The sequence below is a fragment of the Paenibacillus apis genome (assembly GCF_018333295.1).
Lineage (GTDB): Bacteria > Bacillota > Bacilli > Paenibacillales > Paenibacillaceae > Fontibacillus > Fontibacillus antibioticophila.
The window spans coordinates 192,075-216,541 of record NZ_BORS01000002.1 but is presented as its reverse complement, the minus strand read 5'-3'; the positions used below and the strand labels follow the sequence as shown (position 1 = coordinate 216,541).

Genomic DNA, 24,467 nt, shown 5'->3' with positions numbered 1-24,467 from the left:
TTTTCAAATAGCTTAGTGTTAGGTTGGAGTTGTCATTTTGTTAGATATTGGGGGAAGTAGCATGTCTGTAAGGTTAAGGGAATTGCAGGAATATGAACATGAATATGCCGACTTTATCTATTACACGCCTGGCGATCTGGACCGGGAAGGACAGCTATGGCCTGTTCGGGCGGGGCGAACGATTGCCAAGCCGAATTATCAGGTAGGACCCAAGCGAATCGAATGCTTTAGCCTTCATCTGATCCTGGAGGGAACCGTCGTCCTGGAGTTTGAATGGCAGCGAATCGAGCTCGGTAAGGATGATTTATTCTGTCTGTTTCCGAATCAAACTTATCATTATTATACGATCCCGGGGGAAGCACCGCTGCAGATGAATTGGATTGCGCTGGACGGCAGCCGGATTTTGAGCTTATTGAAGCTGGCAGGACTGACACCGGAGAAGCCCTACAGTATGAAGCATGTTACGCCCCAGCTTAAGCTTGCGGCAGAGCGTATGCTTGCTTCCATGGCGAAATTTGAACGGTGGAATCCGGCGCTTTCCTTGGAGCTTCAAGGACTGGCCTGCGAAATATTGTCCGGGCTGATGCCGCCAGCGTCCCGCGGACATGATTCGGAGCCTGCCGGATGGATTCGCGAATGTATGGAGTTTATGGATCTTCATGCTACAGAGGGGATTTCGGTTCAGCAGGTCGCTTCCTTTGCCGGAGTTCATCGTTCTTACTTCTCGAATGCCTTTACGAATCAGGTGGGCGTACCTCCGCAAAAGTATATTCAGCACATACGGATGGAGAAGGCGAAACAACTGCTTGTCGGCACGGATGCGACCGTCACGGAAATTGCGCTTTCCCTCGGTTATCCGAACTTGTATACGTTTACCCGGGCATTCAAGGCCTATTATAAGACGACGCCGCTCTATGTCAGAGCTTCCGGCAGCAATTAATTTTATCAGATGTTTTTTGATAACGCTTTCGTAATTGATTTTCTCCGCAAGGGAGTGGTTGAAATGTCCATCACATCGATTCGCAATAAAATTTCACTGAAGCTGGGTATTCAGGGGAAAATCTTCATGACCTTCGGGCTGCTCAGCCTGCTCTCGATCGTGACGATCACGGTTATTATCTATGTCAATATGCGGGACACAATCAAACATAATGCAATAACCTCCGTGGAGGATAGTATCCGCCAGGCGGATGAAACGCTGAACCTGATGCTGGAGGAGATTGATCGGCTCAATACGGTTGCGGTTACCAACAAGAATACGGTCATCGATACCGTACTGAGCCCCAGCGAGGAGATCAGCTATGAATGGTTCCTGGAACAGAAGCAGATCAATGATTTCTTGTCCGGTCTGATCGGCTATAAGCCTTATATTTCGCGGATCGCAGTGATCGGGTTGAACGGAAAGGTATTCTTTACAGGCAGCCCGTGGATCGACCGCAATTTTCTGGAGACGAGCACGATGAAATTCATGCTGGACAACGGGGAGCGCCATGCTTATTTCAAGCAGACAGGCACTTCGGACGCGATTTCCGTAGGACGGGTCATTCGTTATAACCGGGAGACGATTGGAGTTGTCATGGTTGACATGAAATATGACTTCATCCGCAATACTTACGGGGTAAAGCCGACGGCGGACAGCGTGCTTTATGTTCTGGACGAACGGATGGAGCTGGTGTACCAGTCTGATTCCGCACCGGCTTCGCTTTCTCCCCAAATGGAGGATATCATCTATCGCAATCCCCAGGCTTCCGAGATCAAGGAGGCGGAAGAGCGGACCATTGACGGCAAATCCTACATTGTCGTCAGCCGCCGTTCCGAGCATACCGGATGGATCACGCGAGCCTTTATTCCTCTCGACTCTCTGTTGAGCGAGTCTGCAAGAATCCGCAATCTGCTGATCGAGGTCGCAATTATTATTTTTGCCGTGGTGCTGTTAGGCGCACTTCAGCTGTCATCGCGGACAACCCTGCAAATCCGCCGTCTGAAGACCATGATGATGCGGGTCAAGGATGGAAATTTATCGCTTCCCCATGCTGAAATCAAGACGAAGGATGAAATTGGCGATCTGTACCGGGTGTTCATCAGCATGATCGATGAGTTGAAGCGATTGATGCAGGACATCCGGATCAGTGAACAGGCGAAGCGGGAGGCGGAGCTGACCGCATTACAGGCCCAGATCCGTCCGCACTTTCTCTACAACTCCCTTAATACGATCAAATATTTGGCCCATCTGAATTCCGTACCCAATATCGAGGAGGTATCCGGCTCCTTAATCGAGCTGATGAGAGGCGTACTCGGAAACTCCAGTGAGTTCCTTACGGTCAGGGAGGAATTAGATTATGTCAATTGCTATATATCCATCGTGAAATACAAATATATGGGACCGATTCCGGTTCAAATTCAGGTGGAGGATGATGCTCTACTGCAATGCAGGGTGCTGAAGCTGATGCTGCAGCCGATTGTGGAGAATGCCGTCCAGCATGGAATCAGCGCTCTGCAAAAGGAAGGGCTGATCCTGATTCGGGTCTATGAGGATGGCGGTGATCTATTGATTGAAGTTATGGATAATGGACCGGGAATGTCCCAGGAAAAGATGGATTCATTGCTCGGAGAAGCAGACAAGGAGGAGAGTCCGTCACGCTTTAGCGGCATGGGGGTGCGAAATGTGCATGAGCGTATTCGTCTGATGTACGGCGAACCCTACGGTGTCAAGCTGTTTAGCGAGAAAGGACTTTATACGAAGGTCGAAATCAGGTTTCCGAAATTAGGCGCAGCCCCCAAACTACCCCAAGAGGTGAACTGAATGATGTATCAGGTATTGATTGTAGATGATGAAGCATTGGTTCATCACCACCTTTGGACCATGATCGAGTGGGAGCATTACGGGTTCGAACTATGCGGTGAAGCCTACAGCGGCTTGATGGCCCTCCAGCTTATTGAGAGGATCCGGCCGCAGATTGCCATTATCGATATTAATATGCCCGGAATGAATGGGGTAGAGCTTCAGGGAGAAATTCGGTGGCGCTATCCCGAGATCGTGACGATCATGCTTAGCAGCTATGATGATTATGATTATGTGCGCGAGTGCTTGAGAAATGGCGCCATGGATTATCTGCTGAAGCATCGGCTGAATGAGCAGTCGCTCATCACGATTTTGAACCGGGCTGTTAAGGAGCTGGAAGAGGCGAATGCGGCAGTCTCCTCCAAGTCTGCTCAAGAAATGGAAGGGGAGAGCCGGAGGAATGAGCTGCTGCGCGAGCATCTGTCACATCTGCTTACAGGAAAGCCCGATGCAGCTCAGGAGCTTCAAGCTTATGTCGCTCAGCATCGATTTTTTGAGGGGGCTGTGTGCTATGCGGCGGCGGCAGTACAAATTATTCCTTTCCTCCTGCTCACCGAATCCCAGAGTGACGTGCAGACGAACCGTCTGGTCCGGCAAGCTGTGGAGCTTACGCAGCAAACCCTTGGGGATCCGTCGGAGAGTCTGGCTGTCTACGTCGAGAACGGTCGTTTGGCTGTGATCTTTGCGTTCAAAAATAGAAGCGAGCAAGCTGCCTCCAGTGAAGCGGAACGCTTGATGAGTCATGTTATACATTCGCTGGAGCTGTTCTTGAATCTGAAATGTACGTATGCGGTGGGTCATATCAGCGGCGGCCTGTCCAGGCTTGAAGCGAGCTACCATGCTGCTGAACGGGTCATTGATGCGACTCCTTCCTTGAAGGAGACTACGGCGAGTCCGGCAAATGCTTCCCGGCTCTCCTTAACGATTGAGGAGCAGAAGCAGCTACTTCTATCCATGGAGCGGCTGGATAAGGAAGGCGTGCAGCGTTCGCTCGCAGCGGTGTTCGCTGCGATTCGAAAGCATCCGCTTCATTCGCAGAGCGTCCAGATGATGATCAGCGAGCTGCTGTCCATCGGAGAGAAGGCGCTTCCGCGGGAGGCGGGCGGATTGGAAGAGCTGCCGTCTCGCGAGGAGCTTGGAAGGCTTGGGAGCATGGAGGGGCTGGAGGCGTGGCTGTACGATTATTTTGATCAATTATTGAATTTGCTTCGCCAGCGCCAAGCTGCCGGGCCCTACTCCCGGCATGTGTCGCAGACGATTTTGCTTATTCTCGAACGATATCCCAGCTTTATTACGCTGGAGCTGGCAGCGGGGGCTATCGGCCTTAACCCCTCCTATTTAAGCAGAATATTCAAAGAGGAGACTCGGATGACCTTTTCCGAATATGTAAACCGGGTTCGCATTGATGCGAGCTGCAAGCTGCTGGAGAGCGGAAAGTACTCGATCAAGCAGATTAGCAGTCAGGTCGGCTTTACGACCTATAACTATTTTTTCAAGGTATTCAAGGAGCTGACGGGGATGACTCCCCATGCCTATGTGGCACGTCCGTCCGGTCGGGATGATTCCGTAAAATAAGTATAGTAAATAGTCATATATGTGGAATTTGCAGTTTGGACGGCTGCATTATAATAAATTCACATCACGGGAAACGCTTACATGACAAAGGAAAGCGACAAGATGAAGGAGGTCAATTAGTAATGCAAAGACAATGGAGAAGAACGGCGATGAGCTTGATGATCATTGCTGCTCTCGCGCTCGGAGGCTGCAGCACGGGCGGAAACAGCAACAAGGAAGCCGCCACTCAGGGATCGGGTGAGGAGTTGACGGTGAGTAAGGATGGATTCCCGATTGTACAAGAGCCGGTGAAGCTGAAAATGTTTACACGTATCGCTCCTGTCAATGGTCCTTTTAAGGACATGCCGGTGTTCCAGGATTACGAGAAATTGAGCAATGTCCAAATGGAATTCATCGAAGCGCCGACAGACGGCTTTGCCGAGAAGAAGAACCTGCTGTTCGCATCAAATGAATTGCCTGACATCATGTACCGCTCAAATATTACACCATTGGAAGCCGTTCGTTACGGATCTGGCGGACAACTGATTCCGCTGGAGAATCTGATTGAGGAATATGCTCCTAATCTTAAAAAGTTGATGGAAGAATACCCGGAAATCCGTGCATCGATGACTACGCCGGAGGGACATATTTATACAATTCCGGGCATCGTTACGCTGGATGCAGCCCGGACGGACAAGAGATGGATCAATACGGCCTGGCTGGAGAAGTTGAACCTGAAGGTACCTGAGACTCTTGATGAATTGTATGAAGCATTGGTTGCCTTCCGTGATCAGGACCCGAACGGGAACGGACAGCAGGATGAAATTCCGCTTACGGCCCGTACCGGACTTCCTATTGTCGTTGCGATGAGCGGCTCGTTCGGACTGGACCAGCAATTCGGCTATAACATTAATATTAACGACGATAAAGTTGAAATCTGGATGGGCAGCGAGCGCAACAAAGAATTGCTTATGTTCTTGAACAAGCTCTATGCGGAGAATCTCTTGGATCATGAAGTATTCTCCCACACGGAAGCGCAATATTTGGCAAAACAAGGATCCGGAAATACAGGTATTTTCTTTGACCAGACAAATAACAACTTCTTGCCGATCTCGGATCAATATACAGGCATTGCACCGTTTGAAGGCCCGCATGGCGACCGTCTGCAAAGCCAGGGCGCTCCTGTGCCGCGTGACCAAGGCGCATTTGCCATCACCTCGGTGAACAAGTATCCAGAGGTATCGATGCGCTGGATCGACTATTTCTACAGTGATGAAGGCTCGACCTTGCTCAGATTCGGCCGGGAAGGCGAGCATTATGAGCTGGTGGATGGAATTCCAACGTACAAGCCTGAATTCTCCACAGCCGAGACGCAGCCGAAGCTTACACCATATGCCGGCGGAGGCGCGCCTCACCTGATCAGTGAATATGTCGGCTCGTATATCAACCCTCCGCAAGTACAGGAGGCGCAGGATACGCTGACTCCGTTCATGCCGAAAATCCGTTACGCTGCACCGATGTTCGACGAAGCAACAGCTCAAAAGGTGAACACGCTTCGCAATGATATTGATAAGTACTATGAAGAGCAAAGCACGAAATTTATTGCGGGTGCGCTGAGCTTTGACAAGTGGGAAGAGTTCCAATCCACGCTTAAAAAGATGAACATTGAAGAGCTTCAGCAAATCTATCAAGACGCTTACGACAAAATGGCTAAATAGGCAGAACCTCTATGGGATAGGAGTGGATGTTCATGAAGAACGCAGAAATCCATGAGACTGCCGCGGTGCCCCAGTTCCGACCGGAACGGGGCAACCGCCTCATTAGGCAAATTCTCAGCAGATACGATCTGTATCTGATGCTGTTATTGCCGATCACATGGTATTTGCTGTTCCATTACGGCCCGCTTTACGGGCTGCAGATTGCATTTAAAAATTTTAATCCGGGCAAGGGAATTCTCGGCAGCAGCTGGGTGGGCTTTGATAACTTTCAACGCTTCTTCGATTCCTATTATTTCTGGAGACTGCTCTGGAATACGTTATCCATTAATCTGTTTTCACTGCTGATTGCCTTTCCAATACCGATTATGCTTGCATTACTGATTAACGAAATTCGCAGTAAACGCTATAGCAAGCTGCTGCAAAATATCACCTACATTCCGCACTTTATTTCCGTTGTAGTTATTGTAGGTATTCTGACCGTCCTGCTCTCCACGAATGGCCCGATCAATATGCTGATTCAGGCTCTGGGCGGATCGCCAACCCGCTTCATGGAATCGGCAGGCTGGTTCAAGACGATTTTTATCGGCTCTAATATTTGGCAAAATATGGGCTGGCAATCCATTATCTATATTGCGGCGCTTAGCGGGATCAATCCGCAGCTGTACGAAGCGGCCAAGATGGACGGTGCATCCCGTATGCGGCGTATCTGGCATGTATCGTTGCCGGGGATCATCCCTACGATTGTTATCCTGCTCATTCTGGACATCGGGCAATTCATGAACATCGGCTTCGAGAAAATCCTGCTTATGCAGAACAACCTGAACCTAGAAGCCAGCGACGTGATCTCTACCTTCGTATATACCACCGGGATCTTGAAGGGAGAATACAGCTACACTGCGGCAATCGGGCTCTTCAACTCCTTGATCAACCTGACGCTCCTGCTGCTGGTGAACAGGTTTGCTAGAAAAACATCAGAGACGAGCCTTTGGTAATGGAGGGGATGAACAATGTCTAGAGAAGTATCTTTGAAAGGTCCATCGGACGAGCGCTTGTTCGATGTTATCGTATATCTGATCGCTGCGGTAATCATCCTCATCGTTCTTTACCCGCTGCTGTTTGTGGTCAGCGCTTCATTCAGTGACCCGGCCAGGGTGCTGAACGGAGAGGTATGGCTGCTGCCAAAGGGTCTGACGCTTGAAGCGTACACGAACATTTTGCACAATGATAAAATTTGGACCGGATACCGCAACTCGATTGTCTATGCGGTAGTCGGTACACTGATCAACATCATCATGACTTTGCTGGCTGCTTATCCATTATCCAGACCGGATTTGCCAGGACGCAAAGGGCTGATGATGATTGTCACCCTGACCATGTTCTTCAGCGGGGGATTGATTCCAAGCTACCTGCTGGTTAAGAGCCTGGGAATGGTCGATACCATGTGGGCGCTGATCATTCCGGGCGCCATCTCGACGTACAACCTGATTGTCATGCGGACTTATTTTCAATCCAGTATTCCGTGGGAGCTCCAGGAGGCGGCGCATATTGACGGCTGCTCCAACTGGCGGCTGCTGATCAGCATTATTCTTCCGCTTTCCAAGCCGATTATTGCAGTAATGGTGCTGTTCTACGCGGTGGGCCATTGGAATGCGTTCTTTAATGCACTGATTTACATCCGAACGGAAGATTTGTATCCGCTTCAACTCGTGCTTCGGGAAATCCTGATGATCAGCCAATCTGCAGGCGTAGACGGCGGCAATGTCGGGATGGAGGAAAAGATTCTTCTCTCCGAAAGCATTAAATATGCGGTTATTATCGTATCCAGTCTGCCGGTGCTGATTATGTATCCATTTGTGCAACGGCATTTTGTTAAAGGGGTTATGATCGGCTCCATAAAAGGATAAATGGCAACGGAGGTATAAAATTGAACAATAAAGCTACGATTTCAGTCAATTACAACAGTGCCAGCAAGCACACAATTAATCCTTATCTGTTCGGGCATTTTGTAGAGGATATTCGCGATCATATGGAGGCCATGCTGGCCTTTCCGTTGAAAGACATGGACTTTGAGAGCGAAGCGGAGGGAAGCTCCGGCGTGTCGGGAAGCTGGTATGCTTACACGAATGGGCGCAATACGAAGTATGCGCTGGAAGCTTCAGCGCCAAAGCATTCAGGACGCGCGCAGCGTATCCGCATCTTAAGCGACGATGAGGCTTATGCGGGAATTGCCCAACGCATTGCTCTGAAGGGGGCGAAGAATTATTCCGTGAAGCTGGTGATCCGCACATCGATCGAGTTCAAATATGTGATCGTCGAGGCTGTGGATCGCAGCAATCAGGAGCGTCTAGGTCTGGAGCGCATAGAAGTGAATAGCCATAACTGGCGTGAATATGAAACTGTGCTATCCATCAGCAGGGATTGTGCGGACGCGGAATTCCGTGTGTATGTGCCGTCAGAGCATCCCCGGTGGAGGGATAGCGTGTCCACGGGCATGCTCTGGATCGATCATGTTTCCTTGCTGCCGGAGGACCACATCGGCATGGTGAAGCGCGAAGTGGTCGAGATGACCAGAGATTTGAATGCCGGCATGATGAGACTCGCAGGCAACTATATAAGCGCCTACCATTTTGAGCATGGGATCGGACCGGTGTTGGAACGGCCGGTGATGTTCAATGAGGCTTGGGGAGGCTGGACCAGCAAATATTTTGGCACAGATGAGTTTATCGCCTTCTGCCGGGAGTTGAAGGTGGAGCCGCTGATTTGTGTGAATGACGGTTCAGGCACACCCGAAGAAGCGGCGGCATGGGTGGAATATTGCAATGGCGGCACGGATACCCCGATGGGTGCACAGCGGGCTGCTAACGGACACCCGGAGCCATATAACGTAACATATTGGGAGATTGGAAACGAAGTTTGGGGAGCCTGGCAGGTCGGAAATGTAACAGGAGAGCAATTTGCCAGACGGATGCTTCCTATCATTAAAGCGATGAAGAAGATTGACCCTTCGATTGTCATTCTGGCATGCGGTCATACCGATCAGGAATGGAACCGGGCCGTGCTTGACATTGCGGGGGAGCATATCGATTATTTGACCCTGCATTTGTATCACGGGTACAACCGCTTCGGGATGGACCGCAATACGCCGGCGGATGAGCGCTATAAGGCGATGGCTGCCTTTTCAGAGTGGACCCGCCTCAACCTGGAAGAGACAAGAGAACAGATTTTTGCGAATCTGAAGCACTGTCATGTGAAGCTGGCTATTACCGAATACAATACGATGTACTATCCGAATAACATCCGCAGAGGACTGCCGGATGAGCATACGCTTGGAGCGGCGGTGGCTAACGCAGCCAACCTGAATGAAATGCTGCGGGCCAGCGACCTTGTGCAGATCGGAAGCTTCTCCGATCTTGTCAACGGGTGGCTCGGAGGCTGTATCCGCGTTGGCGATTACTATGCGGATCAATATTGCGGCAAGGTTCCGGGCTGGAGCGGACAACCGCTGAAGGTATACGGCACGCCTACCTATGAGGTGATGAAGCTCTATGCGGGACGCGATATCTCCCACATGCTTCCGGTAAAGGTAGAGTGCGGCACCTTCGCTGTTCAATCCAACAAACCGGCACCGATCAATTTGGATGCCTTGCCGGATCTGGATGTCGCGGCATGCACGAATAAAGACAGCAGTACGATCACTTTGTTTATCGTCAACCGGAGCCTGAAAGAGGTAACTGCTGCTCTGGATCTTGGAGAACTGCAAGCCGATAAAGACACCGTGCTCTATGAAATTACAGGAGAATCCGAGTGGGATATTAATTCCGTCTTTGCTCCGGATTGCATCTCCTGCAAGTCCAGCTCTATTCCGTTCGAAGCCTGGAAGGCGGGATATCCGCTCCGTCCGGCATCGGTCTATGCGCTGGAGATCAGAACCAAATAACGTTCAGGAGGAGCAAGATGACAACCAAGGGTTATATCAAAGATTATCCAAGACCCCAATTCGTGCGCGAAAAATGGATGAATCTGAACGGCGAATGGGACTTCCGCTTTGACGACGATAACGTCGGGGAAATTGAAAAATGGCAGGAACAGCTGGCAGGAACGCATAAGATTACTGTTCCATTCACGTATGAAACACAGGCCAGCGGCATCGGCATCGAGGAATTCCATTCACGGGTGTGGTACAGCAAGAACATCTCGATTCCTCAGGAAGCGGAAGGACAACGGGTAATCCTGCATTTTCAGGCTGTGGATTATATCGCCAAGGTATGGGTGAACGGCGTGTTGGCTGGCAGCCATCAGGGGGCTTATGCCGCATTTTCCTTTGATATTACGCCTTACCTGACCTTCGGCGCGGATAATATCATCACGCTGAAAGCGGAGGACAGCAACGACTGCACTCAGCCGCGGGGCAAGCAGCGGTGGACGAAGGACAATTTCGAATGCTTCTATGTGCAGACCACCGGCATTTGGCAGACCGTCTGGCTGGAATATGTGGAGGAACAGCGGCTTGACACCGTGAAGATTACCCCGGATCTCGATCATGCCAGAGTAGCCTTCGATTATCGGGTACACGGCCTGGAGACGGCAAAGGGAACCTTAAGACTGGAAGCCATCGTGACGATGAAGGACCGTCATGTAAAGACGGTGAGCCTCGTGATTGACCGGCCGCGCCTGAGCGTGGAAGTGGACTTGGTGCACGAAGTGAACGGACCTTGGAAGAGACGCTTCTGGTCGCCGCAGCAGCCGAATCTCTATGATGTAGAATTTGTGCTGTATCAGGATGATGTCGTTGTGGATCGCGTGCTATCCTATTTCGGCATGAGAAAGGTATCGATCGAAAAGGGCAAGGTACTCCTCAACAATGTGCCAATCTATCAAAGGCTGATGCTGGACCAGGGCTACTGGACAGAAAGCCATTTGACCCCACCGAGCGAGGAAGCGCTTATTGCCGACATCGACTTTATGCTGGAGATGGGCTATAACGGCGTGCGCAAGCACATGAAGATTGAGGACGCCCGCTTCCTGTACTGGTGTGACGTTAAGGGCCTCCTCGTATGGTCGGAAATGGCGGCGACGTTTGAATTTCATGATGATGCGGTGGAGAACTTCACCAAGGAATGGCTGGAAATCGTTCATCAGCAATATAACCATCCGAGCATCATTACCTGGGTGCCGTTCAATGAATCCTGGGGAATTCCTTATATCCTGCATGACCAGAGACAGCAGAAATTCACGGAGAGCATCTACCATCTGACCAAGTCGTATGACCCTTACCGTCCGGTCATTACGAATGACGGTTGGGAGCACACGGTCTCGGATATTATCACCTTGCATGACTATGTGGAGACCGGCGAGAAATTCCTGGAGCGTTATGCAGGCAACAAGGACGCGATCGTCAACAATGAGACCACCTGCAATAAATGGAAGTATGCGCTCGCTGACGGCTACGAGTATAAAGGTCAGCCGATCATGATTACCGAGTTCGGCGGGATCGCCTTCCAGTCGGATAAGGGCTGGGGCTACGGGCGCCAAGTCAAGACGGATGAAGAGTTCCTGACACGCTTTGACGGCCTGGTGCAGGCGATTAAGAGTGTGGACTATATTTGCGGCTTCTGCTACACCCAGCTTACCGATGTCCAGCAGGAGATCAACGGTTTGCTCACAGAGGATCGCAAGCCGAAATTCCCGTTGGAGCAGATTAGGGCGATTAACTTGAAGTAACTTCAAAGCGACAAAAGAAACCTCTCCTTGCTGAGTGGTTGGATGGCAGATCCAATTCACCAAGGAGAGGTTCTTTATATTCTATGTCCTATTTCAAAATACTGTCTACAACGGCATCCACAATCATGTCATTCGCAATCGGACCGGTGTACAGCCAGCTTGACAAGTCAGCATCGAACTCATGGACGTTGCCGTTAACAACGGCCGGGAGACTTGTCCAGATCGGGTCCTTCAGGGCTTCGGAGCCTGTTGCAGCATCACTGTTAATCAGGAAAATGTGATCGGTGTCCAGTTCTGCCATAGCTTCAAGCGATAGCGATCTCCAGATGTTGCCTTCTCCCTCAGAAATTTCAGTAACAATTGAAGGGACCTTCAAGCCGAGGTCTTGATACATGACCGCACCGCTGGATTGATCGTCCACGACAATCCAGAAGGTACCGCCAACCAGCCAAATCGCTGCGGCTGACGGGGAGCCGGCGGCTTCAATCTTAGCCTTGGCCTCGGCAGCCTTAGCATCATAAGCTTCTAGCGAGGCTTGCACTTCGGCTTCCTTGCCAACAATCTTTCCAATCTCGGCAAAGGCTTTGCGCCAATCGGCATTAATCTCACTGCCCAAAGCATAGGTTGGGGCAATTTTATTGTAGGAATCATATTTGTTGTCAGCGATCAGTGACTCATCCCCAATAATAATGAGGTCCGGCGAGAAGCTGGTAACGGACTCGAAAGGCAAGTCATGGGCGATAACAGGGACATCCTTAAAGTAGGATTCCAGATAGTCCATTGGAGAATCCCCTACAGACCATTGCGCAACAGGAGTTATATCCAGTGCAGCCAGATAGTCCTCCAGGTATGAAGCCAAAATACGCTCCGGATTGGCAGGGATCGTAACCGTATGTCCTAATGGATCCGTCAACTCGCGCGGACCGCTTGGTTCAGCATCAGGTTGTGTATTATTGCTTGCCTGCTCTTCGTTGGCAGCAGGGGATGTATTGGTATTTGACCCCTCCGCAGGAGAATTGCCGTTATTGCTTGAGCAGCCTGCCAGCACCGTTAGAATGGATACGATAAGCAGTAAGGATTTGAAGTGAATTTTCAAAGCATGAGCCTCCCTTTATGTTCTATACAGATAATGATAATCAATATCATCTACAATGTCTAATTCTATCGTGGACAGATCAGATGTCTATACCCATTTGTCTTCGTTTTTATGCACAAAATGATTATGAGTTTTTTGGTTCACAGGGTGCTGCAGCAACTCTTCCATCAGATCAAGCTGGCAATATAGCGAGTAGACATCGTTAGCATGATAAAGATTGCGATCGATATAATAAATTTTCGGATGCTTGGAGGCCTCTAATTCTGCCCATACAGGGTGCTCCAGGAGATCCTTGATATAGGGCATGCCCCGGTCTTTAAAGGTGTAGCTAATAATCATGTGATCGGCCGCGAAGAGAGGAAGATGATCGAGCTGAATTTCTAATGGCATTCCTTTGCCGATCACACGCTGTGTAATCGAGGCCGGGGGCTTCAAGCCAAGCCCGCGAAATATATTATAGCCGCCTCTTCCGTGAAAGTCGTTGAGCACCCAAATGCTGTGATTCGGGGATAGCTCATAAAGTCCGACCGTCTCATCGGGCTGAATAAACTGAAGCAGTCTTTGCCGCAGAGCCTCGGCCTTCTGTTGATAGTTCATCATGAACCGGGCGGCCGCTTCGGTCTTGTTTACAATTTGAGCGAGCTGGTGAAACCGATCGAAGGGGTCGCCATAAGGCACGACAATGGTGGGAGCTATATTTTCCAACCGCTGGATGAAGGTTGCGCCGATCCAGATCGGTGCAATGATCAGATCCGGATTCAGTGCAATCACCTTTTCTACATCCTGTCGCCCAACATCGATCACATCCGCCAATAGGTTCCGCAAAAAGGGATTGGCGTGCAAGCCGAAAAAGGAGGCCGCTCCCACAGGCGTAATGCCAAGCGCAAGCAAATTACCCACCCAATCATAAATAACGATTCGCTTCTCCATTGCTGCAAATGAGCTGGGAGAATAGCCGGTAATCTGTTTGAATTTCCTGCTAAGGTAAAGTCCGTTGGTGTATCCGACAGCACTAGCAATGTCGTTCAGTTTTCTGTTGGTGGTAAGCATAAGGGCTTTCGCTTTTCTGATGCGAAGTTTTGATAAATAGTTCGAGAAGCTGTCTCCTGTCTCTTCCTTGAAAATCCTGGAGAAAACATGAGGATGGAATCCGGCCAGCTGCGCCAAGTCCTCCCGGGTGATCTGCTGTTTGTAGTGCCGGTCAATATAGTCGATCACTTGCTGAATGGAATAGGTATGCTGTTCTTGTGGATTCATAGGAAGCGTACGTTCCTGCTCCAGCAGCAGAATCAATTCGTATAGCAATGCCTGCTTGGTGTAAGCGTGGGCTTGCTCCTCCTCCAGCACATACAGACGCTTGACAAGCTCAAAGACTTGGAGGTAGGATTGGACGAAGATTTCTCCATCGGCCCTCCAAGGCTCCTGCAAAGGCTCGTAGACTATTTCCTGCTCAGGTGTGCCAGCGTTCTTTTTCAATATATCAAAGGTTAGCCTGTACAATACAAGATCATTGGCTTCAGCTCCATGCAAGTCGAAATACCGATTGCGATTACATAGGACCACAGTCCCCTGCTGCAGTAGAATCGTATTTTGATTCACTCGAAGCTTCCCTCCGCCCTGAAGAATGTATAGCAGGCAGTAATGCCGGCTCCATTCGCGAACAGGCTGTTCAGCAGCTAAAATGGTCAGTCTTTTGATACTGTGGAAGGAAAATAGCAGATCCAATTCGCACGCTCCCAATACATATTCGCCATCTTGCGCAACTAGCGGTTATGGCCTATACTCGTTTTGTTATGGTTTTCTCAATTGAGAATCATTATCAACATCGACTAACTGCAAGTATAACATGAATAGCAATGATTTTATATAGAATGGAGCAATTCTAATGCTGCAACGGAGGCGCGTGGCGATTGCCACAATCATAGGCATGGCAGGATTGATAGCGATACTGGTTAGTATTGTGCTGTCCGTAATTCTCGGCTATGCGGATATTAAGCTGCAGGTGATATGGGATGCTATATTTCACTTTGACCCTGCCAATCGGGAGCACCTCGTGATTCAGACGATTCGCTTGCCCAGAGTATTCGCGGCAGGTATTGTTGGCACATCCTTTGCAGTTACAGGGGCGATGATGCAAGGGATGACAAGAAATCCGCTTGCTGATTCAAGCTTGCTTGGCATCAATGCAGGAGCAGGTCTTGTATTGGCGCTCAGCTTCGCCTATCTGACCAATGTATCCTATAACTTCATTTTGCTGCTGTCCATTTTCGGTGCGGCAGTCGGGGCAGCTCTGATCTACGGCATTGGATTCGCCGGGAAGAACAACTCCTCATCCTTAAGACTGGTGCTGGCGGGAGCAGCGGTTACGGCCTTGTTTAATGGTCTGAACGAGGGGCTTTCCTTGTATTTTGGCATTGGGCAGAATATTGCCTTCTGGTATGCATCCGGTGTATCGCGTGTGACCTGGAGTCAGATTGTGTATGTTACGCCATGGTTCGTGGCAGGGCTTGTATGTGCGCTCGTATTGTCCCGCTCGGTTACAATTCTGAGCATAGGCGAGGACAATGCGCGGAGCCTTGGCCTTAAGATAGGACAGCTAAAGCTGGTCATCGCCGTTGTTGTACTGGTGCTGGCCGGGATTTCGGTTGCCCTGGTAGGAGGTGTCGGGTTCGTAGGTCTGATTGTTCCGCACTTGGTCAGGAAGCTGGTGGGACAGGACTATCGTCTGGTCATCCCCTGCTCAGCGGTATTAGGTGCTTTGTTGGTCATTTTAGCAGATCTGTTTGCCCGGACAATGAATCCTCCGTTTGAAATTCCTCTGTCTGCAGTAACAGCAGCCTTAGGCGTGCCTTTCTTCTTATATCTTGTGCGCAAAGGGGGAAGGATGGAGCGATGAGAAATAAAAAATTTATCGGCTGGCTATTTGGTTTAAGCATTGCATTAGTCGTTGCAATGTTGTTGAGTGTAAGGATCGGCACTGTTGAGCTGTCGTACAGTGATATCTGGCAAATTCTGATCGGCAAGGGTGATCAGCGCCTTCGCATGGTGTTTATTGATTTCAGGCTTCCCAGAACTATGATCGCAGTCATGATTGGGGCGGCTCTGGCCGTTTCGGGCGCGATTATGCAAGGCGTGTCTCGAAATTCACTGGCTGACCCCGGTCTCTTGGGCATCAATGCCGGGGCAGGTCTGATGGTGATGCTCTATGTGTTCTTCTTTGGCATTAGTGCAAGCTCATCCATCTTTCTGTTGCCGTTGCTCGCACTGATTGGGGCATCCACGGCAGCATTGCTAATCTTTATATTGGCCTATAAGAAGCAAGAAGGCTTGTCCCCGATTCGTCTGGTGCTGTCGGGGATCGGAGTTGCGGCAGGGATTAGTGCGGCTATTACAATATTAACGATTCAGTTCAATCCGCAGCAGTATCAGTTCATTGCTACCTGGCTGGCAGGGAGTATTTGGGGAACCAGTTGGATGTTTGTGCTCGCATTGCTGCCCTGGCTTGTCGTGTTGCTGCCTTATGTATACAGCAGATCCAATGTCCTGAATATACTCATGCTAAGCGAGGATACCGCCTCCGGTCTGGGTGCACGAATTACGCTTGAGCAGCTCAAAATGCTTGCTGTTGCCGTAGGGCTGGCTGCTGCGGCCGTGTCGGTGAGCGGAAGTATCGGGTTTGTTGGTCTCATCGCTCCTCATATTGCCAGAATATGTGTCGGTGCAAGGCATCAGCGTCTGCTGCCGATTTCCGCTCTGTTTGGAGCTCTATTGGTCACCATTGCTGACATATTGGGAAGATCGCTTATGAACGGAAACGAAATCCCGGTAGGAGTAGTTATTGCTGTCATTGGCGCTCCATACTTCATTTTCCTGCTGTTAAGAGCAAAGATATAGGAGATCAAACGGCCCATGGGGTCTATACCTGCCTGAGAAAACGGGAAAAGCCGCCCTGTTGCGAGCTGTTCCCGTGTTTTTTTGCATTGAAGCTGTTTTGGACATCTGCCATAATAGGAACAATCTAATGAAGGCTTTGTTAGAAAAAAGAAAGACAAAGGAAAGCAGAGGAGGCTAAGGTTCTATGAAAGGAATCATTACTGTGCTCGGCAAGGACAAGGTAGGTATCATTGCGAGGGTCTGTACCTATCTCGCCGGACAGAACGTCAACATTCTGGATATTACACAGACGATTGTACAAGGGTATTTCAATATGATGATGATCGTCGATATTTCGGCTCCTGCCAAGAGCTTTGAAGAGGTAGTGGAGGAGCTTCATCAAATCGGCGTAGAGCTTGGCGTAGAGATCAAGCTGCAGCATGAGGATATTTTTAATACGATGCATCGGATCTAGGAGATTACGACTAATTCAGAATCAGGCACAGGAGGAATTCGATGATTACGCTTGGAGAAGTGCAGGAAACGAATAAAATGATTCGGGAAATGAATCTCGATGTGCGGACCATTACGATGGGCATTAGCCTGATGGATTGCGCGCATTCCGATCTGGCAGTATTTAACCGAAATGTTTACGATAAGATTACCCGGCTGGGCGAAAACCTGGTCAAGACGGGGGAGGATCTGGAGCGCCAGTTCGGTATTCCAATCGTTAATAAGCGGGTATCGGTAACTCCGATCTCCATTGCAGCTGGCGGGCTAAAGACGGACTCATTTGTTCCTGTAGCCGAGACGCTGGACAAGGCAGCCAAGGAGATTGGTGTGAACTTCCTGGGAGGCTTCTCGGCTCTGGTGCATAAGGGCTTCACAGAGAGTGATCTTAAGCTGATTCATAGCATTCCTGAAGCACTGGCTGTAACGGAGAGAGTCTGCTCTTCAGTTAATATTGGCACCTCCCGCAGCGGGATTAATATGGATGCGGTGAAGCTGATGGGCAGCATCGTCAAGAGAACGGCTGAGCTGACCTCTGACCGTGACTCTGCGGGCTGCTCCAAGCTGGTTATTTTCTGTAATGCAGTAGAGGACAATCCCTTCATGGCAGGAGCCTTCCATGGCGTAGGCGAGCCGGAATGCGTCATTAATGTCGGCGTCAGCGGGCCGGGTGTTGTGAAGCGTGCCTTGGAGGAGGTTAAGCACAAGGACTTCGAAAGCCTCTGCGAGACGATTAAGCGGACCGCGTTCAAAGTAACCCGGGTGGGTCAATTGGTGGCGCAGGAAACCTCGAAGCGTTTGGGTGTCCCCTTTGGCATCGTTGATCTGTCATTGGCCCCCACACCGGAAATCGGCGACTCGATTGCGGAAATATTTCAGGTCATGGGTCTGGAGGAAGCAGGGGCTCCCGGTACAACAGCGGCTCTGGCTATACTGAACGACAATGTGAAGAAGGGCGGAGTCATGGCCTCTTCCAATGTAGGCGGACTTAGCGGCGCCTTTATCCCGGTCAGTGAGGATCATGGGATGATTGAGGCTGTACAGAAGGGTGCGCTGACGCTGGAGAAGTTAGAGGCAATGACCTGTGTCTGCTCCGTGGGGCTGGATATGATTGCGATCCCGGGCGACACAAGTGAGTCAACCCTCTCGGGAATTATTGCCGATGAAGCGGCGATCGGGATGATCAATAACAAGACGACGGCCGTCCGCATCATTCCGGTCATTGGCAAGGGGGTTGGCGAAATCGCCGAATTTGGCGGTTTGCTTGGTTACGCGCCGGTCATGCCGGTTAACGGCTTTAGCTGCGCCAGCTTCATTGACCGCGGCGGCCGGATTCCAGCGCCGATCCATAGCTTCAAGAATTAAACCGTGCAAGGAAACTCACAGGGCAGTTAGGAGGTTCCCAGTTTACTTTTGGGACACCCTAACTGCCTTTTTATAGAAAGAAATTGCTCGCGTTTTTTCCATGATATTACGTTTGCCATAAATCCAACTTATGTTAGCATATATAAACTAAAGAACTTAAAGGCAGCATTTAACGTGGTGGAAGAATCGGAAGCACTCCCTTTGTCCCACCCCCTTTAAGAAGTACGAGTAGGAAGTACGAGTAGGAAGTATGAGCAGCAAGAAGTGCGAGGAGATTTGTACGTTTTTTCGTATAAATTATTCTCAAACCCATTCCAATGGATGCATATTATACGAAAAACCATACAATTAGTAAGGTAAGCTGCTCGAAAATTAAAGAAATGTACGGTTTTTCATATAAAACACTCTTATTTATCTTTAAGAAGCGCTCATTGTACGAAAAATCGTATAAAATGGCCATCCTTTTCGGTGCATATACTCCAGCATGAAACGACTGTATTTTCAGATATATGAAAACGCTGTCAAGACCAGGTGTGGATATAAGGTTTAGGAGTCTAGGAATTTAAAGATTTAGAGACTATGGAGGAATCGGGATGAGCGGACTCTGCAAAATATTGATTGTCGATGATGAGCTATTGGTCCGGCAAGGGATCAAGCATCACTTGAACTGGGAGCAGCATGGCTTTCAGATTGTTGGCGAGGCTTCCAATGGCAAGGAAGCGCTGGAGCTGATTGAGCAGCTGTCTCCGGACATTATTATTACGGATATCGTCATGCCGGTTATGGACGGAGAAGAGTTTGTCCGGATTTTGAAGACGCATTACCCCCGGATCGAGGTTATTGTGCTTAGCAGCTATGGCGAATTTCATTACGTCCGATCGACCTTCCAGAGCGGTGTTGCCGACTATATTTTAAAGCCGAGACTGGAAACCTCCGAACTGCTGCAGGTACTGCAAAATACGGCGCGGAAAATCCCCGGATTGAATTACGTGGCCCAATCCCGGAGCGGCGAGCTGTCGCTGGATCAGCTGCTGGAGCGGCTGTTGGCCGGCTACGAGCCGGAGGATCAGGCGCAGCTTCTCAAGTTTTTTCCGCATCGTTCGTTCGTGCTTGCAGGCGCAGATCTTAACGGGGTCTCTGGTGATCCGCATAGCTACATGGCCGGGCTTGCCACCGGCTTAAAGACTTGTCTGGAGGAAGGCTCCGTTCCGGCCGTACCCAGAGTGATCGCCGCAGAGAGCAAACAACTGCTGATGCTTATCAATGTATCTCAGGAGAATGAGGGGCAAGTGTTTCAGCTTGTAAAAGGCTTTGCTGCGGAAAAATCAAGCGGCATGCCGAAGCTGGTATGGGCTGTAAGCCCGGCGTTCGATGATCTGATGAAGCTGGAATCGGTTTATCGGGAGGAATGGCTCAGACTGCTTTCCTATCGGTTCTATTTCCCGGACCATAGTTACTTGCGGGCAAGCGAGCTGCCGGCTGTGCTGGAAGTGCCTGAATTTGATATGAAGCAGTTCCTGGCGGATTTGCGGAAGGAGCAATATCATGAGGTGTTTCACCGTTTGAGAGAATATGTCGGCAAGGCGGCCTGCAATTATCAGGTTCCCCCTTTTGAATTCAAGGCGTTCCTGGGCAACGCCATCTTTAATATGACCGTGGTAATGACAGAGGGCAATGAGCGCATGAAGGAACTGGATCAGGTGAAATATGATTATTTCAAAGCTATTGATGAAGCGAAGAGTGTGAGCGAGGCCGTTACCTGGATGAACGGATTTCTGGAGATGGCGGAGCAGCTGGCTGAAGCGCATACGCCGCTGCCTGGAGAAGCGAATATGAGAAGGCTGCTGGAATATATTGATGAGCATTACAGTGAACCGCTGAGCCTTGGCACGCTTAGCAAGCATTTTCACTTCAATCCGTCGTATCTATCCAGCTATTTCTCAACCCACAATGCAGAAGGGTTCAGCGAATATCTGAACAAAATCCGAATCCGCAAGGCGGCGGAGCTGTTGTCTGCCAGCACGTTGACGATTTCGGAGATCAGCGCCCAGGTCGGCTACGGGGATCACAGTTATTTTACGAAAGTGTTCAAAAAACAGACCGGGGCATCTCCGAGCCAATATCGCCGGGACCAATACGGCAAGAGGGCCGAGCTATGAAGAATCGATTCAGGAAACCGGGAGGACAGCGCCTTTTCACCAAGCTGTTCCTGATTATGACGGTCAGTATTATTGCGGTCTGCCTGCTCACTTCGTTAATTACGATTCGGATGTCGGAGCGTCTGTTTGCGGAGACATTCAGTATTACCAACGGCAAAGTATTGCAGCAAATTCAGACCAGTCTAAGCTCCTTTCATGATTCGATTGTGAACGCATCGACATTTGCGACCCAAAGCGGCACGGTGAAATCCTATTTAACCAGCGAAGAGTCGGATTCGGTCTCGATGTCCAAGCTGTACTATCGGATGTCCGAGCAGGTCAATCAGATGAGCTCGAACCTGGGAGCCTTTGATGTATCGGTCATGATCACGGGGGTTAATGGCCGAAGCTATTCCACGGATCGAGCCTATTGGCCTGTAATGAACAGTGAGCTGGCGAAGGATCCGTTAACTGCCAGAGCGGTTGCCAATGCGAACCGGATATTGTATCAATATGATCAGCGAATGAACGGGGATGAGGCGGAGCATTTTCTTATTGCTTCAAAGGCGATGGTGGATCGGACAAGCGGTCTTCCTTACGGGATGCTTTACGTTTCCATTCGGGAGCAGGAGTTCAGACGCTTCTTTGCAAATTTTACGAGTGTAGGCAATGATGTGGTCGTATTGGACAGCACCGGCAAGATCGTATCCAGCAACCGCCTTGAGCTGATCGGCAGTGCTGAGCCCGAGCTGCTGGAGGATGCGCAAAGGATCGTCAGCGACCAACTCGATTATCAGAGCGGAGCCGTGTTCGGCAAGGAACGCATTATTTTATCCAACTATCTGCCGTCCTACGATCTTTACTTGGTGAATTTGATCGACCGGCAGTATACGGCGGGACAGATCATTAATGTTCAATCCGTGGCGCTGGCCTGTATTCTCATTATTTTGTTTGCGCTGCTGGTTGTCTTTATCATGTCGAGAAGGTTGACGAGTTCTTTGACACGGCTTGTCCGGCAAATGTCTACCATTACCAAAAGAGACTTCGGCAACTACATCACGGTGAAAGGCGGGTTTGAGGTTCAGGAGCTGGGCAAAGCATTTAACTATATGCTGGATGAGCTTAACGATTATATCCGCCAGCTACTGGACACCCAGAAGGAGCAGCGAAACGCCGAGCTGGCAGCATTGCAGCGCCAAATCAATCCGCATTTTCTGTACAATACGCTGGCATCGATTAAGATGCTGGTTCAGAAGGGAAGCAAGGAAACCGCGGCGGATACGATTAACGCCCTGATTTCGCTGCTGCAAAATACGATCAGCAATGTCAGTGAGACGATCCCGATCGAGCAAGAAATGGAGAACATGCGGAATTATGTGTTCATTAACCATGTGCGCTATGGCGACCGGATCAAGGTCAATTATTTTGTCTCGCCGGATTGCCTGGAGTATGAAGTGCCTAAGCTGATTATCCAGCCATTTATCGAGAATGCCTTCTTCCATGCCTTTAATGAAAAAAATGAGGGAACGATCTATATTCTTATTTCCAGGAGTGAGAATACCCTAATATGCGAAGTGGTCGATAATGGAGATGGGATGGAGTTAAATGGGGAGACGAATGTGCTGCCGAACTCGAAAAGCCATCGCCAGCTCTTTACAGGCATCGGTATTCAAAATGTGAATCATCGGATCAAGTTGCTATACGGGGAGACGTATGGCGTGCATATTTCCAGTACAAAAGGAGAAGGAACGAAGGTTAGAATCATCATGCCGCTCCTGTCGAAGCTGGATGGAACAGAGGAACCGGGGGGACGAAACTATATAAGTTGAACTAGAAAAATACACAGAAAGGGCAAAAGTGTGAAGTGTGCTGAAGAAGCGTAAGCGTTCGCCTTTGTGAGTGGATGTCTACCTTATAATAACTTAGTTCAATTAGAGAAATCCGCGAACAACAGTGATCGTAAGCACACTTCACACGTTGCCTCCAGTGTACAATCCTTAGTTCAACTTATATAAATAAAGTACCAGAATCTAAAAATTAGACGAATCATGTGAATGCGCTTTCCTCAAGGTGTAATAAAAACACCAATCGCTATAAAGATATTTCTAACCTCCGAAAAAACCAGGGTGCTATCATAAATACAGGAAGTGGAAGCGCTTTCTAAAAAGATAAGTAGGGGGATGTATGGAATGAAAAAGACGGTTTCATTACTACTTGCGGGCTTGATGCTGATGCTCACCTTATCCGCTTGCTCGGGCAATTCCGGAGGTGCGTCCGGTTCGGGCGGCTCGGAAGGCTCGGAGAATACGGGGACAACCAATTCTGGCGGCTCTGGCGGCAGTCAGGAAGTCACAGTCTGGGCATGGGATCCTAACTTTAACATTGCGGCCCTCAAGCTGGCCAAGGAGAGATTCGAAGCCAAGCATCAGGATATCACCGTCAACATTATTGAATATGCGCAGGATGATATTATACAAAAGCTGAATACCGGGCTCAATTCGGGCACGACAAAAGGACTGCCGAACATCGTGCTGATTGAAGACTATCGGGCGCAGAACTTCCTGCAGGCTTATCCGGATGCATTCCGCGATATGTCCGATGTCATTCAATCGGATGACTTCGCAGAGTACAAAATCGGCCCGACAAGCTATGACGGCAAGCAATTCGGCGTACCGTTCGATTCCGGCGCCACCGGCTTGTATATCCGTACAGACTACTTGGAGCAAGCAGGCTATACCGTGGATGATGTAACGAATATGGATTGGAAGCAATTTATTGAAGTCGGCAAAAAGATCAAGGAAGTGACCGGCAAGGACATGTTGACACAGGACCCTAACGATCTCGGTCTGATTCGGGTGATGGCTCAATCCGCCGGATCATGGTACCTGAAAGAGGATGGCAAAACACCTAATATTGCAGATAATCCGGTAATCAAGGAAGCGCTTGAAACCTACAAAGCGATGTTTGATGCGAATATCGTCAAGATGAATTCGGACTGGAGCCAATTCCTGGCGGCCTTTAACAATGGGGACGTCGCTTCGGTTCCAACAGGGAACTGGATTACACCTTCTGTGAAGGCGGAAGCCTCGCAATCGGGCAACTGGGCAGTCGTACCTATCCCTCGTCTCGCTGGCAGCAGCAGCTCGGTCAATGCTTCTAGCTTGGGCGGCAGCTCCTGGTATGTCATGAATATGGACGGACAGGATGCGGCAGCAAGCTTCCTGGCGGAAACCTTTGGCTCGGACAGTGAACTGTATTCCGACCTGCTGGAGCAAATCGGCGCAATCGGCTCCCTGAAGGCAGCTGCCAGCGGATCGGCTTATGAGAAGGCGGATGATTACTTCGGCGGACAGAAGATCTACGCGGACTTTGCGAAATGGACAGAGGAAGTGCCTAAGGTCAATTACGGTCTGCATACGTACGCAATCGAAGATATTCTGGTCATTGAAATCCAGAACTATCTGAACGGCAAGGATGTGGACAGCGTCATGCGCGATGCTCAGACACAAGCCGAATCACAGCTTCAATAAGCTCTGAGGGCCAAGCAATAAAACCTTGCGCTGATTCCGGTTCAAGGTTTTATTTGCTATCTATTCAACCCGTCAGCCGAGAGAAAAGGAGATGAAGCTGAAGATGAAAGGTTCTGGATC

The 24,467-nt window shown here is 49.8% G+C and carries 17 protein-coding genes; 15 read left to right on the top strand and 2 right to left on the bottom strand.

Annotated features, from left to right (window positions below):
* The first annotated feature begins 61 nt into the window (after window positions 1–61).
* From KI362_RS03610 to KI362_RS03575, 8 genes are all read left to right on the top strand, one after another.
* Window positions 62–940 carry an AraC family transcriptional regulator gene (locus tag KI362_RS03610; protein WP_306432813.1) on the top strand — a complete coding sequence of 293 codons (879 nt, stop codon included), beginning with the start codon at window positions 62–64 and terminating at the stop codon, window positions 938–940.
* Window positions 941–1,003: 63 nt separating this feature from the next.
* Window positions 1,004–2,803 (top strand): sensor histidine kinase, encoded by a 1,800-nt coding sequence (locus KI362_RS03605; RefSeq protein WP_301624931.1) that lies wholly within the window; start codon window positions 1,004–1,006, stop codon window positions 2,801–2,803.
* A complete protein-coding gene (locus KI362_RS03600; protein WP_301624929.1) occupies window positions 2,804–4,417 on the top strand; it encodes a response regulator in 1,614 nt (537 codons plus the stop codon).
* A 122-nt stretch (window positions 4,418–4,539) separates the two neighbouring features.
* Window positions 4,540–6,114, top strand: a complete 1,575-nt coding sequence (locus KI362_RS03595) for an extracellular solute-binding protein (protein ID WP_301624928.1) — start codon at window positions 4,540–4,542, stop codon at window positions 6,112–6,114.
* Window positions 6,115–6,146: 32 nt separating this feature from the next.
* A complete protein-coding gene (locus tag KI362_RS03590; protein WP_301624927.1) occupies window positions 6,147–7,106 on the top strand; it encodes an ABC transporter permease in 960 nt (319 codons plus the stop codon).
* Window positions 7,107–7,121: 15 nt separating this feature from the next.
* Window positions 7,122–8,018, top strand: coding sequence for a carbohydrate ABC transporter permease (locus KI362_RS03585; protein ID WP_301624925.1), 897 nt, complete (start codon window positions 7,122–7,124; stop codon window positions 8,016–8,018).
* 20 nt (window positions 8,019–8,038) lie between these two features.
* Complete coding sequence (locus tag KI362_RS03580) at window positions 8,039–10,051, top strand: alpha-L-arabinofuranosidase C-terminal domain-containing protein (protein ID WP_301624923.1); 2,013 nt, start codon at window positions 8,039–8,041, stop codon at window positions 10,049–10,051.
* 17 nt (window positions 10,052–10,068) lie between these two features.
* On the top strand, window positions 10,069–11,835 hold the full coding sequence (locus KI362_RS03575; protein WP_301624921.1) for a glycoside hydrolase family 2 protein: 1,767 nt from the start codon (window positions 10,069–10,071) through the stop codon (window positions 11,833–11,835).
* 88 nt (window positions 11,836–11,923) lie between these two features.
* On the opposite strand, the gene KI362_RS03570 is transcribed toward KI362_RS03575, so the two are convergent.
* Both KI362_RS03570 and KI362_RS03565 read right to left on the bottom strand, forming a co-directional pair.
* Window positions 11,924–12,931, bottom strand: a complete 1,008-nt coding sequence (locus KI362_RS03570) for an ABC transporter substrate-binding protein (RefSeq protein WP_301624920.1) — start codon at window positions 12,929–12,931, stop codon at window positions 11,924–11,926.
* Between the two features lie 87 nt (window positions 12,932–13,018).
* Complete coding sequence (locus tag KI362_RS03565; RefSeq protein ID WP_301624919.1) at window positions 13,019–14,656, bottom strand: AraC family transcriptional regulator; 1,638 nt, start codon at window positions 14,654–14,656, stop codon at window positions 13,019–13,021.
* A 160-nt stretch (window positions 14,657–14,816) separates the two neighbouring features.
* Here KI362_RS03565 and KI362_RS03560 point away from each other — a divergent pair, with 160 nt between their 5' ends.
* The 7 genes from KI362_RS03560 (at window position 14,817) to KI362_RS03530 (ending at window position 24,347) form a co-directional block, all read left to right on the top strand.
* Window positions 14,817–15,827, top strand: coding sequence for a FecCD family ABC transporter permease (locus tag KI362_RS03560; RefSeq protein WP_301624917.1), 1,011 nt, complete (start codon window positions 14,817–14,819; stop codon window positions 15,825–15,827).
* Window positions 15,824–16,825 carry a FecCD family ABC transporter permease gene (locus KI362_RS03555; protein WP_301624915.1) on the top strand — a complete coding sequence of 334 codons (1,002 nt, stop codon included), beginning with the start codon at window positions 15,824–15,826 and terminating at the stop codon, window positions 16,823–16,825. Before KI362_RS03560 ends, KI362_RS03555 begins: the two co-directional genes overlap by 4 nt.
* 184 nt (window positions 16,826–17,009) lie before the next feature.
* On the top strand, window positions 17,010–17,279 hold the full coding sequence (locus KI362_RS03550; protein WP_044477964.1) for an ACT domain-containing protein: 270 nt from the start codon (window positions 17,010–17,012) through the stop codon (window positions 17,277–17,279).
* Between the two features lie 44 nt (window positions 17,280–17,323).
* Window positions 17,324–18,679, top strand: a complete 1,356-nt coding sequence (locus tag KI362_RS03545; RefSeq protein ID WP_301625237.1) for a PFL family protein — start codon at window positions 17,324–17,326, stop codon at window positions 18,677–18,679.
* Between the two features lie 593 nt (window positions 18,680–19,272).
* Window positions 19,273–20,838, top strand: a complete 1,566-nt coding sequence (locus tag KI362_RS03540) for a response regulator transcription factor (protein WP_301624912.1) — start codon at window positions 19,273–19,275, stop codon at window positions 20,836–20,838.
* Window positions 20,835–22,646 carry a cache domain-containing sensor histidine kinase gene (locus KI362_RS03535; RefSeq protein WP_301624910.1) on the top strand — a complete coding sequence of 604 codons (1,812 nt, stop codon included), beginning with the start codon at window positions 20,835–20,837 and terminating at the stop codon, window positions 22,644–22,646. Before KI362_RS03540 ends, KI362_RS03535 begins: the two co-directional genes overlap by 4 nt.
* 360 nt (window positions 22,647–23,006) lie before the next feature.
* Window positions 23,007–24,347, top strand: coding sequence for an ABC transporter substrate-binding protein (locus KI362_RS03530; protein WP_301624909.1), 1,341 nt, complete (start codon window positions 23,007–23,009; stop codon window positions 24,345–24,347).
* The last annotated feature ends 120 nt before the right edge of the window (window positions 24,348–24,467 follow it).

Bases quoted from the DNA above. Each gene is read 5' to 3' on its own strand.
- KI362_RS03550 (WP_044477964.1), top strand. From the start codon at position 17,010: ATGAAAGGAATCATTACTGTGCTCGGCAAGGACAAGGTAGGTATCATT.
- KI362_RS03530 (WP_301624909.1), top strand. From the start codon at position 23,007: ATGAAAAAGACGGTTTCATTACTACTTGCGGGCTTGATGCTGATGCTC.
- KI362_RS03585 (WP_301624925.1), top strand. From the start codon at position 7,122: ATGTCTAGAGAAGTATCTTTGAAAGGTCCATCGGACGAGCGCTTGTTC.
- KI362_RS03595 (WP_301624928.1), top strand. From the start codon at position 4,540: ATGCAAAGACAATGGAGAAGAACGGCGATGAGCTTGATGATCATTGCT.
- KI362_RS03600 (WP_301624929.1), top strand. From the start codon at position 2,804: ATGATGTATCAGGTATTGATTGTAGATGATGAAGCATTGGTTCATCAC.
- KI362_RS03555 (WP_301624915.1), top strand. From the start codon at position 15,824: ATGAGAAATAAAAAATTTATCGGCTGGCTATTTGGTTTAAGCATTGCA.
- KI362_RS03540 (WP_301624912.1), top strand. From the start codon at position 19,273: ATGAGCGGACTCTGCAAAATATTGATTGTCGATGATGAGCTATTGGTC.
- KI362_RS03605 (WP_301624931.1), top strand. From the start codon at position 1,004: ATGTCCATCACATCGATTCGCAATAAAATTTCACTGAAGCTGGGTATT.
- KI362_RS03610 (WP_306432813.1), top strand. From the start codon at position 62: ATGTCTGTAAGGTTAAGGGAATTGCAGGAATATGAACATGAATATGCC.
- KI362_RS03560 (WP_301624917.1), top strand. From the start codon at position 14,817: ATGCTGCAACGGAGGCGCGTGGCGATTGCCACAATCATAGGCATGGCA.
- KI362_RS03535 (WP_301624910.1), top strand. From the start codon at position 20,835: ATGAAGAATCGATTCAGGAAACCGGGAGGACAGCGCCTTTTCACCAAG.
- KI362_RS03590 (WP_301624927.1), top strand. From the start codon at position 6,147: ATGAAGAACGCAGAAATCCATGAGACTGCCGCGGTGCCCCAGTTCCGA.
- KI362_RS03575 (WP_301624921.1), top strand. From the start codon at position 10,069: ATGACAACCAAGGGTTATATCAAAGATTATCCAAGACCCCAATTCGTG.